General features: G+C 63.2%; 9 protein-coding genes and 1 tRNA gene. 5 read left to right on the plus strand and 5 right to left on the minus strand.

Translation table 11 applies throughout. The features are described from left to right. Positions 1-12: 12 nt before the first annotated feature. From HY962_11955 to HY962_11970, 4 genes are read right to left on the minus strand one after another with little or no spacing between them, the layout of a single operon-like run. The gene (locus HY962_11955; GenBank protein MBI5647635.1) at positions 13-5562 is read right to left on the minus strand and encodes a DEAD/DEAH box helicase; all 5550 of its coding nucleotides are present in this window, start codon (positions 5560-5562) and stop codon (positions 13-15) included. Between the two features lie 17 nt (positions 5563-5579). Then, complete coding sequence (locus HY962_11960) at positions 5580-6662, minus strand: hypothetical protein (protein ID MBI5647636.1); 1083 nt, start codon at positions 6660-6662, stop codon at positions 5580-5582. Next, positions 6659-9565 carry a hypothetical protein gene (locus HY962_11965; GenBank protein MBI5647637.1) on the minus strand — a complete coding sequence of 969 codons (2907 nt, stop codon included), beginning with the start codon at positions 9563-9565 and terminating at the stop codon, positions 6659-6661. The genes HY962_11960 and HY962_11965 overlap by 4 nt, the downstream gene beginning before the upstream one ends. Next, positions 9566-10759, minus strand: a complete 1194-nt coding sequence (locus HY962_11970; protein MBI5647638.1) for a DUF4338 domain-containing protein — start codon at positions 10757-10759, stop codon at positions 9566-9568. A 264-nt stretch (positions 10760-11023) separates the two neighbouring features. Here HY962_11970 and HY962_11975 point away from each other — a divergent pair, with 264 nt between their 5' ends. After that, the gene (locus HY962_11975; GenBank protein ID MBI5647639.1) at positions 11024-11140 is read left to right on the plus strand and encodes a transposase; all 117 of its coding nucleotides are present in this window, start codon (positions 11024-11026) and stop codon (positions 11138-11140) included. A gap of 317 nt (positions 11141-11457) precedes the next feature. Here the strand turns inward: HY962_11975 and HY962_11980 are convergent. Then, a tRNA-Lys gene (locus HY962_11980) sits at positions 11458-11533 on the minus strand. A 520-nt stretch (positions 11534-12053) separates the two neighbouring features. Here HY962_11980 and HY962_11985 point away from each other — a divergent pair. The 4 genes from HY962_11985 (at position 12054) to HY962_12000 (ending at position 18968) form a co-directional block, all read left to right on the plus strand. Next, on the plus strand, positions 12054-16097 hold the full coding sequence (locus HY962_11985) for a hypothetical protein (GenBank protein ID MBI5647640.1): 4044 nt from the start codon (positions 12054-12056) through the stop codon (positions 16095-16097). Positions 16098-16185: 88 nt separating this feature from the next. Further along, entirely contained in the window at positions 16186-17634 is a 1449-nt protein-coding gene (gene xseA / locus HY962_11990) for an exodeoxyribonuclease VII large subunit (GenBank protein MBI5647641.1), read from the plus strand. 1 nt (position 17635) lies between these two features. Beyond that, a complete protein-coding gene (gene xseB, locus HY962_11995) occupies positions 17636-17854 on the plus strand; it encodes an exodeoxyribonuclease VII small subunit (GenBank protein ID MBI5647642.1) in 219 nt (72 codons plus the stop codon). Between the two features lie 148 nt (positions 17855-18002). Beyond that, complete coding sequence (locus tag HY962_12000) at positions 18003-18968, plus strand: SUMF1/EgtB/PvdO family nonheme iron enzyme (protein ID MBI5647643.1); 966 nt, start codon at positions 18003-18005, stop codon at positions 18966-18968. Positions 18969-18970: the final 2 nt, after the last annotated feature.

Below are 18970 nucleotides of genomic sequence, written 5' to 3' on the forward strand. Positions count from 1 at the left end.
CCGCGTCCCCCTTCAGCCGAGCTTCTCGATGAGCTTCCGGGTCGCGGCCGGCAGGTTGCGACGCACGATCAACTCGTCTTCGAGGAGAACGGCAAGCGAGGTCGCGTACTCCTTTACGTCCTTGAGCGCCACGTCAGTCGGCTCGTTGGGCGTCAGCGGACCGTGCAGTCCGATGGCGAACTGCGCGCCGCTCGCGTTGGTCACGAAGATCGGCGCGACGATGTCGCCAAGACCCACCACAGACACTCTCTTGTCGCGCTCGATCACGAGCCCCTCGATGCCTTGACGATCGAGATCCTGAAACAGAAGGTCAGTCGAACGCGCGACCCGGTCTGCCGTTAGCATGGGCGCCGCGTTATGCAGGACAAAGCGGAGCAGGCTCGCCCCAAGGTGACGATCGAGCAGGTCGTGCTCGAACTTGTTCTTGTAGCTACGAAGGCACCGGTAGCAGGAGCGATCGCAGTTGTCGGGGCAACTCTCCAGGAACTTGAGCGCGTCCTCAAAGATCGTGAGCCCGATCTCCCCGACCCGTTTGGAGAACCCAGCGCCGCCGGGGAGCGTGTCGTAGAGATAGATCTCGGCTTCGAGGCCGTCACGCCCCTCTGGGCTGAGCGCCGGACGGTACTCGGCCTGAAGTTCGTTGGCCTCCAACTCCAGTCGCCCGCAAGCGGCCTTCGTCACCGCCTCGCAGATGGTGCGCAGCGCGACATCGGTGGCGAGCATACCTGGAACGAGCGTGAGCGGCGCGTCGACGCGTACCGCGATCAGGAGCACGTCCGTAATGAAGTCGGTCCCAAGGACCAGACCTTTTGTCGCACCGCCGCCTGGACACATTGGCTCGCGTTGATCTGGGTAAGGCTTACTGTGCGCTGCGCCCACGATGCCCTTCGGGCTCGCGGTCGGCTCGATAAGCCCGCACTTCGTGCAGTAAGTGTAGCCCTCTTGCCGCGGGCCGCGGTTGGTGACGAGTAGGTGTTCGCGCATGTGATGCACACGCAGGCGATCGTTGAGCCGCGTCCACTGGGCGGCCTGCATCGAGGCAGTGAGCTTCGCGCGCGTCGCGTAGCTCTTCGCAGGCATATCATCAGGGGATGTGCCTTCCTCCTTCGCCACTGGATGGGCAAAGCCCGGTGGACGAAGCCACTGCGTCGCGGGACCGAACGTGCCTGCTTGCCCACATGCTGGGCAGTCCTTTCGCTCGCCGCGCCCGACACCTTCAAACGGCGTTGTCTGCGCGTAGTGGCAAATGCTGCACTCGAAGTAGAGACGTCGGCTCTGCCAAGCACGGTACCGGTCGTCTCTCATGGGGGAGTAGATCGCGCCCGAGGTCCAAAGCTTGTTGCCGATCCACACCTCCTTGCCTGGCCCGTATTGAGACAGCGCGGTCGGCAGGCCCTGTGACGGCGTGAACCTGAACGCGGGCCGATAGCCAGATCGGTCTTGGTCAAACACGTGGAAGGTGGCGACGTCGGTCGGGAACGCGTACCGAGGGAGCACACCTTTGTAGAGGAGTCGATCGAGGAGGTTCTCGGACGCTGGTCCGCGCACGGGTCTTTCTTCGCCTGCCTCCTCTGGCACCTCGACGACGGTGGCGTCTTCCGCGTCGTCATCGGGAGGAGAGGGCGCGCTCACCGCCGCTGGAGCAGATGGCGCGCCTGCAGGAGCCTCCAGTTCGATCGCGACGTCGATCGGCCTCAGCGTCTCCGGCACCAACTCGTCCAAGAGGCGCTTCCTCCCCGCCGCCGAGAACTGTTGCGGTAGCCACGTCTCGACCTCGGCCCGCAAGGACGCTTCGTTCGCCTTAAGCCACTTCTCCAGATCCCACCGGTTGAGCACCTTCGCGGACTTCTTGAAGTCGGCCACGGTGCCGAGCACCGCGAAGAGGTGCGGCTGCTCCTCCGGTTTGATCGTGGGGAGCTTGTCCTGGTGGTAGCGCTGAAGCAGATACGCGGTGACGTGTCGGCGGATGATCTCGCTGTTGTCGAGCGTGAGGAGCGGGTCGTCGACGGGGCCTCGGATCATCTGGTCGGGGTTTGAGAAGTAGTGCTCGTCATGGCTATCCGCGCTGCCGAAAGCGGTGACCGTCGCAACGGCGTTCCCGCGACGACCGGCGCGACCGGCGCGCTGCTGATAGTTCGCGCGCGCTGGCGGCATGTTCCGTAGCGAAACTCCAGAGAGCGAGCCGATGTCGATACCAACCTCCATCGTGGTCGTGCATGACAGCACGTCGATCGCGGGTCGGTCATGACCAGTGCCATCAGCGCCGAGGTCTACGTCTTGGAATAGCAGTTCGTGCTCCTCTGCCTTCGAGAACACCTCGTCGGACTGGGCGGTGTTGAGCTGCGCGGTGTGCTCGGCCGCGATGAGCGCCATCGGCGCGGTCCCGTTTAGTGCCTCGACGGTGCTCGCGCGATAGTACCCTTTGCGGGCGACGAACACCTTGTCGGTGCTTGGATCAATCGGCGCCGCTGTTGGTTGACCGCAGTTGATGCACGTCGCGCGACCAGGGAGCGGTCGCTGCGCTGTCTTGCAAGACTGGCAATAGGCCCAAGCGCCGCCGATGGAGAGCGAGAGCTCACCGCCCTTCAACCTATACTTGCCGGGGGCGATCTGCTCCGCGAACAACGCCAACAGCGTGGGGACCCAGTCCTGTTCGAACTGTTTCTTGGTCGCCTTGTCTACGAGGAGGTTGTTCAGGTCAGTGAACTTGCCGGAGGTCGGCTTCACGTCTTTCTTCCACCACGCGGGCGGCATCCTGCTGAGCCAGAATCCAGCACGGCGCCAACAGCGAAGCCAAGCCCGCCCAAGCGCGATCTTCTCGTCCGGCGTCTCGGCGACGCCGGGAATGTTGGGCAACGCGACGAGCTTCGCGGTGTGCTCCGCGCGTTCAACGATGGAGGCGAGTGCCAGCGCCTCAAGGCCGTAGTAACGATCGAGCAGCGAGGTCGTGATCGCCCTCAGCAGCGCCTCGGGGGGCGCGGAGCCACGAAGCCTCACAAGGAGTTGCAGGAGATCCGTATCCCGCGTGAGCGCGCCTGCGCGAACGGCCTCCTCCACGACGAGTTCGTCTTGAAAGGACTCCCCCAACTTCAACTCTGGACGCAGTCGAACGTGCATGTCCTTCGCCGAGATCAGGACGCTCAGGTAGAGGTCTTCGAGCGACAGCAGCGGGTTGACGATCGCCGCCCGCACTAGCCGATCGTAGCCCGCCACCATCAACGGTCGCATCGCGTCTTGGGTCGAGTACGTCTGGAGGTTCGGCGCGAGGCGCGCTGCCGTCTGACGTGAATCGGAGAAGATGAGGACCTTTCGGCCACGCAGCGGCGCGAGCCGCGTCGCCTCCACTGGGCTCGGTGGTTGCACCTGAATCTGCTTGGCGATGAGCGCCTGGAAGGGCTGATCGCCCTTCGTCTGGTGGTCTTGGACCGACGTCCGCCCGAAGGACGCGCTCTCGCCGCAGACGGCGCACGGACGAAACTCACCAGGGTTCTCGTCCTGCGGCTCCTCGTCCGTGACGGGCTGATTTCGAGTGGCCCGGATGTAGACTTTGCGGTTTCGCGCGCCGGTCTTCTGCGGGTTCAGGCGTCCGGTGACGAGATCGTAGTCGGCGGGTTCAGCGTGTTCGACGAACACCGGCTGCTCGAGGAGGAGATCAAGCGGAGAGATCGCGTCAACGACCCCCGCGAGCGTTCGAAACGCGCCGCCCGGCTCGGACCACAGGAAGTCTGGTTGGTCGATGTTATCCGTGTACGCGCGAGCGTGGGCGGTCCCGCAGTTTCGGCACGTAAACAACTCCAGCACGCGCGCGCCGCAGTCACATGAGTCACGCGGCTGGCTGAAGAGCTTGCCTGCTGGTCCGCCGCGCATGGCCGCCGGGAGGCTCGTGCAGTTCGGGTCCATGCAGACCCAGAGGCCCGCGAGGCCACGGTAGAAGGAATGGACTCGACAGGGCAGGAGGCCCGGCTCTGTCGGCTCCCTGCGCGCCACGCTGCCCAGCGCGATGAGGTTCGTTACGGCGCGCGAAGCGACGGCAGCCGGGACACCTTCCTCGAAGAGCCTCACGCCCAATTCATCGACCGGCTGCGCCTCAGTCATCGTCGCGTTGACGAGGCTCGACATTGGGCCGAACGACTCCAGCGCCTTGTAGAGTGAGGGTTGCAGATTCCACGGCGCTTGGACGCCGCGATACTTAAGGAAGCCCTCGATCACCTTGACGCGGTCAGCGTCGCTGGCTGCATCGTAGAATTCGTTGAGTTCGAAGGCATCCAACGCGGCGGCGTCGGCTGCCGTCCCCTTGGCTGCGCCGGGGCGTTCGAGAAGTTCGCCTTGTACCTTGCGAAAATCGTCAGGGTCCTTGCCGGTCAGCTGTGCGCCGAACTCGACCGCGTAGTCCGCGTCCTTGAAGCTGGCGCTCGTGCAGATGACCTGAAGTCGCTCTGGTGGAACGCCCAGTCGGGTGCGCAAGCGCCGAATCAGCAACGCGACCTCGGCGCCCTGTGCGCCGCGATAAAGGTGCGCCTCGTCGATAACCAGGAGGAACTTCTCGTCGGGGTTCTTCTCCAGCCACTCGCGCGTGTGATCGAAGATGGGGCGCTCGAGCGGGCGCATCAACATGTACTCTAGCATCGAGTAGTTCGTGACGAGGACGTCGGGCGGTGCCGCGTGGACCTCGTGACGGGTGATGAGTTCGGGGTCGCCGGGGAGCGTGACGCAGCGCTTGAACCGATCGTTCTTCTTGTCGAAGTAGTGGCCCGACCCGTACCACGTAGTGAGATCCGGTTTCGCCGGCCACTTGCCGCGCTTCTTCAACTCGGCTACGAGCTGTGCAGCGGCATCACGCTGCGGTGACGGTTCCGCCCCAGCAGCGACCTCGAGGTTCTTCACATAGTACTTGCCGATCGGCTTGAGCCGATCTCCGTCCCGGTTCTTCTTCGGGTCCTTGTGGCGCACGCCCGGGTACAGTGTGCGGCTGGTGTAGCGCGCGAATCGCGCGGGCCGCCCTGACCAACCGTCGAAGCGTTGGACGATGCGTGGATCGCCGAACAGCAGCCGGAGGCGTCCGAGTTGGTCGTTGACGAGCGCGTTCATCGGGTAGAGCACCAGCGCGCGTACCGCGCTAGTCTCTCCGAATGCCCCGCCCGTTGCCTTCGCCTCCTTGGCGAGCTTGCCGAGGATCGGGAGCAGGAAGCACTCGGTCTTTCCTGATCCGGTGCCGGTCATGACGACGAGGCTGCGACCATCGACGAGCGAGAGCTGCGTCGAGAGCGCTTGGTGCTGGTACGGCGGGTCGTGGAGCAGCAGTCCGAGGTCGCCATTCGGCGCCGAGACTGACGTGAAGATGTCGAGCGCAGCCTGCGGAAGGCCAAGCTCCGCGAACTTCATCCCGGCCTTGTATCGCGGCGTGCTCTCAAGGTACGGGCGCTGGTGGATGACGCCGACCTTGTCGAGCAGCGCGCCGCGCTGGTCGACGAGCGTCCAGTGGCTCACGTGGTACGCCGCCTCGATGTAATCGCGCAGGGCGCGGTGGAGCTGTTGGGTCGTCTCTCCGATCGTAAGTGCCATCGTTGTCTTCCTGTTTTCTACCGGGAACCTGTTGTCATCTCTTCCAGCCAGAGCGCGTGGCGCATGAACCGTCGCTCCTCGTCGATCTCCGCCCTCGGGATTCGGTAAGCAAAGAGGCTTCCCCTGCTCGGGACGGGCTCGCCGATGGCGTCCCATCGTCTACGGGCCCAAGCAGGCACCGGCGAGAAGAACTCGAGGACGACAGCTTCTCCGTTGTGGGTGACGCGAAAGCGCTGGGGCACGCCCCGCTGCGCGTCGATCGCCATCTGGAGGTGCCACGCCTCGTCGCACCCGCGCCACCGACTCCCGCGCTGCGGGAGGTCGATCATCCGCTCAGGTTGCCCGTTCGTCAGGTGGACGTAGCACCAGAGATCGGCGCCGTAGGCCTGCTGCCGCCGCCCGACGAAGCGCCCACTTTGTGCCTTCGGCTTGACCCAACGCCCCCTGTAGTACCGGACGGGCTTCGTCGGGTCGAGCAGCAGGAGCCCGGGGATGTCCCTCGACGGCGGTACGACATCGAGGGCTTGGTCACTCGTAGCCACCGCCTGCGACGCAGTGCAGGGCTTCGGTCCCTTGAGCCACGCGTCGGCCGCGAGCTCGAGCAAGCCGAGCTGGCGGAGTTCGCCGCGAAGGTCTTCGGTCGGCGACGACGGGATCAGCCGGCGGACGTGCCCGAGGTACTCGATACGCCGCTCTAACTCTGAGGGCAGCGGTGAGAGTTGGTCGGCGGCGATGCCGAGGAGGACCACGAGACCACTCTGACGGACGACGAAGCTCGCGGGCGCGGCGTAAAGCAGTAGGCGCGCCGTCGGCATTCCGTCTTGTAACTCGGGCTGCTCGAGGATGTCGCCGTGTGAGATCATTGCCTCGAGCGTCTCCACGACGAGTTCCTTTGCATTCTGGAGGTCTGGCACCAGGCCCCGCAGCGGACGCACGACGGCGCGCAAGAGCGTCGCCGCAGAGCACGGACACAGGTAGCTCGCAGCCCGACGCAGCGCGCCTGCGAGACCCTCCGGCGTCGTCAGGTCGAGCGTCTCCGGATCGAGCCCCAGTTCGCGGATCTTCTGCGCGTGTACCTCCTCAGCGGTGAGGCGCCTCATGCTGACCACCCCCATCCCGCGTAGGTCTCGTCCGCTACGGTCCGTGACTCGAGGTGGCGATCCGTGGCAATGACCAAGAACCTGGCAGCTCTTGCAAGAATGGGCACTTCATCGAGTAGCATTCGGATTGCTGGTTTCAGGTCGTGCCTCGCCCTCAGAATGGCCGGATGGCCGGGTCTGCTGGCGATGCGCAGCGCTAGCTCAGCAAGCCGCTGGGCCTCGTAAGGTGCGGCAGGAACTTGAATGCGAAAGCTGTGAGCTAGCTCCACAAGGCGCTTCACCCGTGCCTCGATGTCGGAAGTGGCCAACTCGGCGGCCTCAAGAAAAATGGCTGCGGCTATGCCCCGCTGATCAGCGCGGCTCGAAACAGCGTCCTTTAGAACTGAGATATCTCTAGCTGTACTGGATCCTAGTGCTCTTTCCGCACGTGCCCATTGTTCGCCGCCGAGCAGGGAAACAATGTGGCCAGAAAATGCTTGAAGGACGCACCGTCGTTTGTGCGAAGAAAGTATGTCTCCAGAGGATCTGGCCATCTCCCACAGATGGGCATACTCGAGTGCCACAACTACTGCGTCAGCGGAGCGTGCAATGCCTTCGATTTGTGGGGTAGCCCCGAGATCTGCAAAGTTTCGGATTGTTCTAGGCACTGCGAGGAGGCCCGCAGTGACGCCGTCGCGTCGTGCCATGAATAGACCGCCCGGTGCTTCAACTGGGAATTCAGGCAGGGGCGACAACTGAACGCGCTTAGTCGGCTGTTCGAAACTGAAGAACAGAACCTCTGGCTCCCCCGCTGCACCGCTATCATCAACGAGTCGTGCGTTGACACTATCGCCGTGCCGACGGAGTACCCAGCGCAGCGGCTCAAACGCCCTCTCGCATTCAAGGGTGAACACCCCTAACTCGCTAGCGGCAAAAATGAGGCGACACAGTCGTGCATCGTCGTACCGTCGCTGTACTTGCTTGTTCTCGCGAAAATACCGCGCGAAGTGGGTTCTCCACTGCGTGGGTAGCAGCGGCAGCGGCATGGGAGGAATTGACACCTCGAGGACTGGGTCGGCACCTGCTCTTTCAAAGAGTGATAAAACGCACTCGATGCTACGGCCGGTTGGGCCTCGGAGTTCAATATCGACCTTACCCTCCCAGAGTTGTTCGAGTGAGGGCGCGATGGGATCCAACGACATTTCAAGCGGGCCGTGCGCGGTGGCCCCGGGCGACCAGGGGCGCGCCTCGCGGACCCGCATGACGACGTCCAGGTCGCCGATGACTTCGGAGTCTGCATCGCTCCCACTACGCGCAGCAACGCTGAATTTGTGGAGCCCGACGGGGAGAGGCGGAAGTTCGACGAAGATCGGCGTACCGGCCGGCGTACCGGTCAGCAGCAGGGATAGCGACGGGCCTTCTCGCATCGCGATGGTGAGTTCATCGATCGTGTGGTCTGAGCGGATCGCGAGTGTCGGCGTCTCCGATGCGAGCCACTCGCCATATCCCTCGCCGTCCCATGAGACCGCCGCGAGGCCAGCGGGCCACACCTCGATCGACTTCGCCTGGGTGACCTGGAACTGCTTCAGTGCCTGCTCCCACTCCGACGTGAGTGCGGCTGGCATGTCGATGAGCACAGCGTGTACCCCTTGGCACGTAAGTTCGACCGGGCGTGCTACGGGTGAGCGGGAAAATGGCTCGGTGCTCACAATCAGGTATTTCGAGTCCGCACGCACGCGCAATCCGCGAGACTCGTAGGCAAGGCCATCACTGGCGACCTTGAAGAGCCACGAAGTGCCAGGACGGAGCATGCACTCAGCGCGTAGGAGGTACTCGAGTTGCGCGTCGGTGTGCTCGAACTTCAGCAGTACATCGTCGGGCCGGGGCCAGCGGCTGAGCGTGACGCGTAGGGGACCGTGCACGCAGCGCCCCCTCGCGAGCGGGCGCCCCGCCGCGCCCGCGACGGTACATCGCGAATCCGTGAGAATCTCTCGCACCTGCGGGAAGCGGAGGAGCAGGTGCGAGAGGTCTGGGATTTCGAGCGAGATTTCCCAGCGTGATTTCTCGATGGGTCGCAGTAAGAGGCGCGGCTCGATGCCGAGTCGTACGACCTCTTCTCGGGCCTCCTCACGTCGCCGGAACGTGGTGTTCGTTGTCCTGCCGATGGTCAGCCCTCGGATCTTCGCCCGCTCCTCGGCCGCTCGGCGTGCGCCGCGCAGCCAGTCGCGACCACGACGCTCGCGGTCGACGTCATCGCCGATACGCTTAAGCGTCATAGGGTGGAGCAGCGTCTTGAAGCCCTCCTTCCCCTGGAGGAGGAGCGCGGCGGCGATCTGACCGACGAGCGCCGGCGCCTGCACGAGGTTCTGGAAGCGCGCCGACGCGTTCCAACTCCGCGCCGCGATGAAGTCCCCTAGGCGCTGCGGCTCGTCGAAGAGTTCGCCAGAGAACGAGTGCCGAAGTTCGTAGAGGATGCGCGCGAGTTGCTGTTGCAGGTCGCACGGGAGGATTGCGTGCGTGATAGGCCACGCAATGATCGAGAACTGCTCCGCCCACGGGCCAGACGGCTTGGCACCCGCGAACTTCCTCTGGAAGTCGTCAAAGGCATCCCGAATCCAGTTGCGCTTGCCGTTCAACGTCCAACCTGGCGTCTTATCCTCGAAGGTCTGCCAGTACTCATTCCCCGCGTAGCCGTAACCGAGTTCGGTAGCGTAAACTATCCAAGGGAGAGTGTGATCGTTGGAAGGCGCGTAATTTGCGATGTGAGTTCGTACACTATTCGCTAGTGCCTGTAACTCAGTGGTTTCGAGCCCGTGTTCGAGTGCGAAAATGGGTGTGCTTCCACCAGCGCCATTTCGTTGTGAAGCGAGGTCCTGAAAATGAGCAGTGAGGTGCTGCTGCCAGTGAGAGAGATCGCTGTTCATCTACCATGCAGGCCCTGGTCCACCATTCTGCAAGCACTCAATGATGCGCTTTCGTGCAAATCTCGTATACCGCTTATCACGTTCCGCCCTAGGCAACACCCAGCGCTCGAGGCAGAACGTCACTATGTCACCAAGGGGGAGCGTCATTGAACGGACATTCCGATGCTGGCCGAGCAGTATCTCACGCCAATTTCTCGCAAGCGGGACAGCATATACCTCTCGCTCAATCCCGTGCTTGAGTACCGCATTGCCGTCAATACCAATTGCTTCAAGCGCCGTCCGCGCGACCCGAATCTTCCAGTTAGGCCCCATACCAAATCTGTGTCCGGATGCGTATGGATGGCCGATCTCTTCGAGATAGCTACGTAATGAGTCGAATACATGACCTGAGAGATGAAAATGCCCGAAACCCTTTGTTGCGCCGATGCGTACAAAGCGAGGGCCATCAGGGATGTTGAGCCGGTTGTAGATTGACGACCGCCCAAGCGCAGAGGTTGTTGTCAGGAGAACTAATCTGGCTCGGTGCTCATTGCCACTGATCACAGCTTCGCGCCCAAGATACTTGCGGTCATAAGCAGCCTTGACTTCGTCGCTACCCATCGTCGCAGCCACGAGTTTGCCACCAAGCAGGAAGGAATACGGAGGCATTGCTCCAACAACGTATGCATCCATCACATGAACTAGGCGTTCACTCCGGTCTTTGTGGGTCCACCCAACCCATGTGTCTCGTGCGGAGAGATTGAAGACCGGATCTCCCAGCGCGAAAAGGCCGATCAGGCAACCATTCTGGCGATCACGCACGAGAAACCGTAGTCGCCTGCCAAAGCCTTGTGAAACAGGAACAGACCAAAGTAGGCATGCGAGTCGGAACAACCGAGCCTCGGGTGTCCCAGAACTGACTTCTACTAGTTCTGGGTCGATTGCCGCTGGATCCACTTGGCGGCCTGTTGCAAAAGAATCGATCAACCCTGCGGCGTAGGTCTCTACGAAGGCCTGGTTCTGTTGAAGGACGTCTTTGCGATGGGCGGAGTGAAGGTCGCGGATGCGCTGCTTTGATACATCTCCTTCTAGGAAGTAGCCAGTACAGTTCTTTGAAAAGCCAAGGCCTAACAAGTGTTCATCAACTTCCCGCTGCAGGGCTATAGCCTTCTCTCCGGCCTTTTCAGACCAGCTCTCTTTTGTTTTTTCGCTCATTGTCGAGGTGTCACAAACACATGGTGCCTTTTCTTTGGACAAAGTCGGATGGGGGCCAATAATTGAATCTCATGAGAGTGTTTTTTATAAGGTCCACCTACACATTCTGATTTGTACGCCCATTAGATTCGGGTTTATCCGACCAACATTGCCGGGATTATCGCTAAAACATTCGGAGCGACACGGCGAAACACGTATAACATATGTTGGTGGACGGATTAACGCAAAGTCTAGGGCCTTCGAGACTACCACAACGGCAAAGAGCTGCGGGAAGGGCTCGAATGGTACCTGACGTTTTACAACACCAAGCGCAAGCATCAGGCGCTTGGCTACCGGACGCCACACGAGGCGTTTCTGGAGCGGCTGCTCCCAACATCCTGAGCCCGCCTGGGCCGTTTGGGGGCACCGCGGGCCGGTCTCATGAGACTCGTGAACTCACCACCTACTCTCGCCTAAATCACCCATCAAATTGTCCAAAGGAAAGGGGTAACCTCAATGAGAATCGTAGACTCAATCATTCAGGTTCCTGAATATGTTCCTCGGATGAACATCCAATCGTGTGCTTTCCTACTTTTTTCCTACCCGAATCCGTTACACCCCGTCACGATCCGGGTATCCGGACTGCGAGGTCCGTTTTGTCCCAACCTCATGAAAAACAGAAAAACCGCCCATTTCTGGGCGGTTTTCCGTGCTTTCGCTGGTACACGCGAGGGGACTCGAACCCCTGACCCGCTGATTAAGAGTCAGCTGCTCTACCAACTGAGCTACGCGTGCGGGGTCAATATGCGAAAGCAGGGGATTTTTTCCAAATGGACTGGCGGTCGTGGAACTGCGTTTTCAGGCAACAGCGCTCTGTGCGCTGTGTCTTGTGCACGAATCGAATCCAGCACGAGGCACGAATCGAATCCAACGAGAGGCACGAATCGAATCCACCACGATGCACGAATCGAATCCAACGGGAGTCAGGAATCGAATCCACCACGAGGCATGAATCGAATTCAACACGAGGCATGAATCGAATCCAACGGGAGGCAGGAATCGAATCCACCACGAGGCACGAATCGAATCCAACGAGAGGCACGAATCGAATCCACCACGAAGCACAAATCGATTCCAACAAGAGGCACGAATCGAATCGACCACGAGGCACGAATCGAATCCAACGAGAAGCACGAATCGAATCCAACAAGAGGCACGAATCGATTCCAGCGTGAGAGACGGGGCAATTCGATCGATTGTGTATCTTTGTGCCTCTGACATTCATTCTTCCCGCACACCCGCATCGGACACCAGCATGGCACGTTTGCTCGCCTTGATCCTGCTCCTTTCCCTTACCGCCGCAGCGCAGTTGCGCGAGCCAGTGCCGCAGGCGGGCAATACGGCGCGCCCCGACTGGGTGCGTGTGCTGGAGGACGATCCCCTGGATACCCGCACAGTGGATTCGGCCTTCGATGCCTGGTACGCGCAACGGCCCGTCGTGCGCGACGAATTCACGCAGTACTACAAGCGCTACCGCCGCTGGCGCGCGCCATATGTGGAGGCCGACGGACGCATCCGCCTGCCCGATGCGGCGAAACAGGCCGCGACGGAACGGCGCCTGCGCGCGGAACGCGAGGGGCTTGCGAAGTCCGGCGCGGCGGGGCGGTGGACCTTCATCGGACCCAAAACCACACGCGCGACGGGCGCGGAGAACACCACGGTCACCTGGCAAACCAACGTCTATTGCCTCGACCAAAGTGTTTCGGACCCGAATATCCTGTATGCCGGCGGCGAGACGGGCGGCATGTGGCGTTCGTCGGACCGCGGCCTGACGTGGTCGCAGATTTCGAAGGGCATCGTACACGGCAGCGTGCGGCCGGTGAAAATCGATCCGGTGGATCCGTCCGTCGTGTACGCGGGCACCGACGGCCGCCTGGTGAAAAGCACGGACGCGGGGCAGACGTGGAACACCGTGTACGCGGAGAGCGGCCTGTGGACACACGACATGCTGGTGGCGGCCGACGATCCGCGTCTGTTGTGCGCGGCGACCAACAAGGGACTGCTGCACAGCGCCGACGCGGGGCAGACGTGGACAAAGCCGCTTACGAGCGAGTGCTGGTCCGTCGCCGCCCATCCAACCGATCCGCGCATCGTGTACACCGTGCGCGACAGCGCCAACGCCGCGCTGTTCTGCCGTTCGACCGATCACGGCGCACACTTCAGCGCGGGTGCGCCGGGCTGGTGGCAGCCCTCGTCGAAGCAGGAGGTGTACGGCGTGCGCCTCACCGTCAGCGCCGCCGCGCCCGACCGCGTGTACGCGCTGATCGGCGCCAGCATGCCCGATCCCGACGTGTTACACAATTACGCGGGTGTGTTCATGAGCAGCGACGCGGGCCGCACGTGGGTGAACACCAATCCCGGCGGACTGGTGGGCGAACCGTACAGCGTGCCCGGGCACACCAACCTCTCGGCCGCCGACGGCATCGACGGACTCTCGCAGGGCTTCTACGATTTTGCGATCATCGCCGATCCGGCCGACGCCGACAACCTGGTCGCGGGCGGCACGAGCTGGTGGCGCAGCAGCGACGCGGGCGCCACGTGGACCGCGCTCGGCGGCTACGCGGGCGGCCTGCCCTGGGCGCATCCCGACATGCAATGGTTGCATGCGCGCAGCGGCGAGCTGTGGATCTGTTCCGACGGCGGCATCAACTACTCGCGGGACTTCGCGCTTACACACGAGCCGCGTATGGACGGTGTGAGCGGCAGCGACTTCTGGGGTTTCGACGGCGGCTGGAACGACGACGTGTTTGTCGGCGGCCGCTATCACAACGGCAACACCGCCTTCATCGAAGGCTATCCCGACGGGCGTTTCCTGCGAATGGGCGGCGGCGAGGCCGCCACGGGCTACATCCATCCCGACAACAACCGCCGCGCCTACTTCTCCGACATCGGCGGCTACGAACTGCCGCGCACAATATCGGACGAACCCATCCCATTTTCCGTCGGCCTGTGGCCGAACGAAAGTTACTACCACTCCGAATTCAGCGGCATGACTTTCGATCCGCGCTGTTCGGGCACCGTGTACATCGGCTTCAAGAGCGGCCTGTGGAAGAGCACCGACGCGGGCGCCTCGTACCGGCTGCTGCATCGCTTCGCGCTGGCGCAGGATACCAACGCCGTGGTGGAACACATACGGATACCGCGCGCGAATCCGTCGGTGCTGTACGTGTCGGTGCGTTCAAACGTCGTGTGGGACGCGGCGATATGGCGCAGCGATGACGCGGGCGCGACGTGGACGCCCTGCAGTCTGCTTCCCAACACCAACGGCGGCCAGCGGCGTGTGATGACCATCGCGGCGGGCGGCGACAACGACCGCGAGCTGTGGGTGGCGTTGCGTTCCGGCGGCACGTCGGGCAAGGTGTTCAAATCCGACGACGGCGGCGCGACATGGACAAACTGGACCACACCCGTGATCGAGCAGTCGCGGCCCTCGTACATCGTGCATCAGCTCGGCACCGACGGGGGTGTGTATCTCGGCACCGCGCCCGGATCCGTGTACTACCGCAACAACACGATGAGCGACTGGGCGCCCTATGCCGACGGCCTGCCCGTGTCGCTGGCGACGCGTGTGCTGCGTCCGTTTTATCGCGACGGGAAAATCCGCAGCGGATCCGACATGGGCATCTGGGAAGCGCCGTTGTACGAGACCTCGAAACCCGTCGCGCAGATATCGGTGGACAAACAGCGCACCGACTGTCCGCGCGACACATTTTATTTTGCGGACCGGTCCGTGCTGCGCGGCGGGTCGGGGAACACGTGGGTGTGGACGTTCCCCGGCGCGTCTCACGTCGCGGGCGCGGCGACAAAAAATCCGCGCGTCGTGTACGCGGCGCCGGGTGTGTACAGCGTGACCCTGCGCGTCACGGAGGGATCGGAAGTCAGCACGCAGACACTCACCGACTTCATCACCGTCGAGGCAGGCGGCTGCGCCCCCGATTCGCTGCCGGGCCAGGCGGTCGCGCTCGGAGGCAATACGGATCCGGGTCTGGTGGAAGTGCCGCCGCTGGGCTTGCGCACGAACCGATTCACCTTCAGCGCGTGGGTGAAGCCCGACGGCATACAGCCCTCGTTTGCGGCCATCATTTCCGGCAACCGCGTCGAGATCAATGTAGACGGCGATAACGAGCTGCATTACTACTGGCCGCCGCACGGGCGCTGGTGGATCGGATCGGGACTGCGCGTTGCGCCCGGCGAATGGTCACACGTCGCCCTCGTCGCCACACCCGACAGCATCACGCTGTACGTGAACGGCAGGGGATGGTCGGCACATCACGCGAACGACACCGTGGCCTTCACGGCGGGCATGCTGCTCGGCAATTACAATCACTGGGGGAGCCGCTACTTCAAGGGATTGATCGACGAGGTGAGTTTCTACGATCGCGCGCTCTCGCGCGAGGAGATCCGCGAGCGGATACATCTGACACGCAACAGCGCGCGCTTCCCCTCGGCCGCCGACAACGGACTCGTCGCCTATTATCAATTCAACGAGAATGACGGACGCGCGGGCGACCGCGTCGCGACACGACACGCGCAGCTTGTCGGGTCTGCCGCCCGCACCGCATCCACAGTGCCCGTCGCCGCGGGAGTCAGCGCGCGGCGCGTGGTGAACGGCGAGGGAGCACACACGTTTGCGGGTACGGGTGTCACGTTCGTCGTTCCGCCGGCGGGTCAACCGCCCGCGGGCGAGGTGGTGGTGTCGCGCCTGGAGGCGCAGCCCGACACACGGCCCTCGCTGTCGCCCGGAAGCCGCAGCTACTGGGTGGCCGACAATTACGGTACACAGGCAACGATCACTCCGCCCGCGGCCATCGTGTTCGAAGGATACGGACCCGTGACACAAAACCAGGCGGGTGAGCCGGGCATATACTCGCTGTATCAGCGGTCCGCCAACGCCGAGGGCGCGACATGGGGATCCGCGCGCGACAAGGCCGATTCGGCCGTGGCGGGAGCGGACGGGACCATCGTGTTTTCGGCGGGCAATTCTCTCACGGCACTCGGGCAGTTCTATGTGTCGCGCGAGGGCACACCGTCGGCGCTGCATCCGCCGGACGGTGCCGCGCCGCGCGAGGCCTATCATTATCCGTCCGTTGCGCGCGCGGGTGACGCGATCACCGTGGAAACGCGCGGTGCGGGCGGACGAGTCACCGTGTTGCTCTCGGATCTGCAGGGGCGCCGCATCGTGCTGCGCGACCTGCGCGGCGGCGAGCGTTTCTCCACCGCCGGACTCGCTCCCGGGGCCTATCCCTATTGGCTGGAACATGCCGGCCGCCTGATCCGCGGCATGCTGGTGCTGCGCTAGGAAGCGCGGGCGGATATGGTCCGCCACGGCGTCGCTGCGTATCTTGTACGCCAGCGTCCGAAGACATTCCGCCACCCTTTCCCATTCCATGCACACACCGTTGACACCCGATACACATGTGCGGACCCTGTCCGAAGTGACACGCGGGCTCGAGCAGGTCTTCGCAAAATACACGTCGACGTTCTGGGTGCAGGCCGAGGTCGGCAGCGCGGCCGAGCGCGGCGGTCACATGTACGGGACACTTGTCGAAATGCAGGGCGGGAAGCAGATCGCAAAAATGGATTTTACGATCTGGAACTCCGATATACGCGGCATCCGCGCGCGCTTCGCGTCGGCGGACCTCCAATTCACCCTCACCGCGGGCATCAAGGCCTGCCTGCTCTGCCGCCTGTCCTTCCATCCCGTGTTCGGGCTGAAGCTGCAGGTCGTGGACGCCGATCCGCGCTTCGCGCTGGGCGAGCTCGAGCAGCGCAAGCGCGAGCTGATCGCGCGTCTGCTTGCCGAGGGCGCAGAGGCGCGCAACAAGGCGCTGAGTGTGCCGCTGCTGCCCCTGCGCATCGGCCTGATCACGAGCCGCGACAGCGCCGCGTATCACGACATACTCAAGACCCTGCGCGACGGCGGCTTCGGCTATCGCGTGCTGCTGGCGGATGCGCTGATGCAGGGCGAGCAGGCCCCGGCCAGCGTCTCGGCCGCGTTTACCGCGCTCGAGCGGCTTGCGCCCGACCTGATCGTGCTTGCGCGCGGAGGCGGAAACCGGACGGAACTCGCCTCGCTCGACAGCGAGCAGATCGCGCGGCGCATCGTCGCGTGTCCTTTCCCGGTCTGGACGGCCATCGGCCACGAGATCGACAGCGGCGTGCCCGACGTGGTGTCGCACCGGAGTTTCAAAACACCGACCGCGCTGGCGGAGGAGATCGTGGCGCGTTTCCGGCGCGAGAGCGACCGCGCGGCGGCCGCGGCCGATCTGCTGCGCCGCGAATGGCAGCACCGCTTCGAGCGCGAGGAGACTCATGCGCGCGACAATCTGACCGGCATACGCCAGGGCACGCGCAAACTGGCCGAGCAGCGCCGCGCCGAGCTGCTGGCCTCGGCCGAAACCCTGCACGTGTACGTCGAGCGCCGCCTCTCGGCGCAGTTGCGCGCGCTGCACGTGGCGACACAGCGCGCGGGGGGCGACACGCGCAGGCACACCGCCCTCGCGGCGGCGGGCATCGAACGGCTTCGGACGGCACTCCACATCGCGGCCGCGGGCGCGCTGCGCGCCGAGCACGAGCGCGGGCGGACGCGGCGGCAGCGCCTCGACATGACACGTGTGCTGCAGCGCCTCACCGCGCAGCGCGAGCGTTGCGACGACCGTCTGCGGCTTGTGGCCGCGCAGGATCCACACAACGCCCTGCGCCGCGGGTACGCCATCGTGCACGCTCCAAGCGGCGCGATTGCCACGGCCGCAGCCGCGCTGCAACCCGCGGACGCGGTGCGCATCGAATTCCACGACGGATCAGTATCTGCAACGATTACAGACAAGGACGCTTGAAATGACACAACAGCAGACCTATGAGGAGAAAGCCGCGCGGCTCGAGGAAATCCTCACGCGGCTTGATAATTCCGAAACACCCATCGACCGCCTTGCCGACGACGTGAAGGAAGGCGTGCGGCTGATCAAGGAAATGAGCGCCACACTCAAGAAGGTGGAACTCGAAGTGAAGGACGCGTTCCGTGAGCTGGAAGAGCTCGGCAGCTCCGGCGCCGAATAGCCGCTTCCACAACAGGTTCCGGGAGAATATCTGTTGATAATGCGCATTTCCATGCAACTTTTCGCTCCGGGGCTTGTCTCTTTATCAGCAATTGGCGATCCTTGAAAGATTTCCCTCCGCAATCCGCCCAGACATCCCTGGAGTTCTCATGACACCGTTCCGCGCACTATCCGGCGCCCTTCTCTGCGCATGCGCCGTGCTGTTTTCCTCCTGTGGTTCTTCGGACGACAACACCACAAATCCCGGCAACAACACTACGGTGCTTGAGCACGTCGGGAGCATGGTGCTGATCCCGTCCGCGGGCAAATCGTTCTCGATGGGATCCGGCACGGGCAATGCCGACGAAAAGCCCGTACACAGCGTGACGTTCTCCTACAGTTACTGGATCGACACCACCGAAGTGACACAGGCGCTCTACATGAGTGTCATGCAGGCCGCGCATCCCTCGTTCCAGGCGCCCGCGTGGGCCGCGCCGTACGGCGTGGGTTCCACACATGCGGCCTACCTTGTGGAGTGGGACGACGCCGTGCTGTTCTGCAATGCGCGAAGCAAGGCGGCCGGTCTCGACACGGTGTACACATACACCGGGATCACGGGCACGCCGGGCAACGGCTGCAAGCTCGAGGGTGTCACGACCCGCTTCACCACGAACGGGTACCGCCTGCCGACAGAAGCCGAGTGGGAGTACGCGTATCGTGCCGGCGGCAGCTCCGATTTTTATTGGGGGAAAAACGCCACGACCGGATATCCTTCCAGCACGTCGGATTCGTCCGAAATACATGCGCGCGCCATCTGGTCGGGCAATGCGTGGAATCTGAATTCCGACAGCCCCGAGTTCGGCGTACACCGCGTGGCGAGCAAGCTGCCGAACGCGTACGGACTGTACGACATGAGCGGCAATCTCTGGGAATGGTGCCATGACTGGTACGACGAAACGTATTACACGGCGAATCCGGCGACGGATCCCACCGGACCGGCCGCGGGCAGTTGGCACACGTTGCGCGGAGGGAGCTGGGGCAATGACGCCGCGGCGTTGCGCGCGGCGCAGCGCACCTTCAGCGTGCCCGACTACGTGTACTACTTCATCGGCTTCCGCACCGTGCGGCGCAAATAATC

The sequence above is a fragment of the Ignavibacteriota bacterium genome (assembly GCA_016218045.1).
Taxonomy (GTDB): Bacteria; Bacteroidota; Ignavibacteria; order SZUA-365; family SZUA-365; genus JACRFB01.

Bases quoted from the DNA above. Each gene is read 5' to 3' on its own strand.
- HY962_11955 (MBI5647635.1), bottom strand. From the start codon at position 5,562: ATGGCACTTACGATCGGAGAGACGACCCAACAGCTCCACCGCGCCCTG.
- HY962_11960 (MBI5647636.1), bottom strand. From the start codon at position 6,662: ATGAGGCGCCTCACCGCTGAGGAGGTACACGCGCAGAAGATCCGCGAA.
- HY962_11965 (MBI5647637.1), bottom strand. From the start codon at position 9,565: ATGAACAGCGATCTCTCTCACTGGCAGCAGCACCTCACTGCTCATTTT.
- HY962_11970 (MBI5647638.1), bottom strand. From the start codon at position 10,759: ATGAGCGAAAAAACAAAAGAGAGCTGGTCTGAAAAGGCCGGAGAGAAG.
- HY962_11985 (MBI5647640.1), top strand. From the start codon at position 12,054: ATGGCACGTTTGCTCGCCTTGATCCTGCTCCTTTCCCTTACCGCCGCA.
- xseA (MBI5647641.1), top strand. From the start codon at position 16,186: ATGCACACACCGTTGACACCCGATACACATGTGCGGACCCTGTCCGAA.
- xseB (MBI5647642.1), top strand. From the start codon at position 17,636: ATGACACAACAGCAGACCTATGAGGAGAAAGCCGCGCGGCTCGAGGAA.
- HY962_12000 (MBI5647643.1), top strand. From the start codon at position 18,003: ATGACACCGTTCCGCGCACTATCCGGCGCCCTTCTCTGCGCATGCGCC.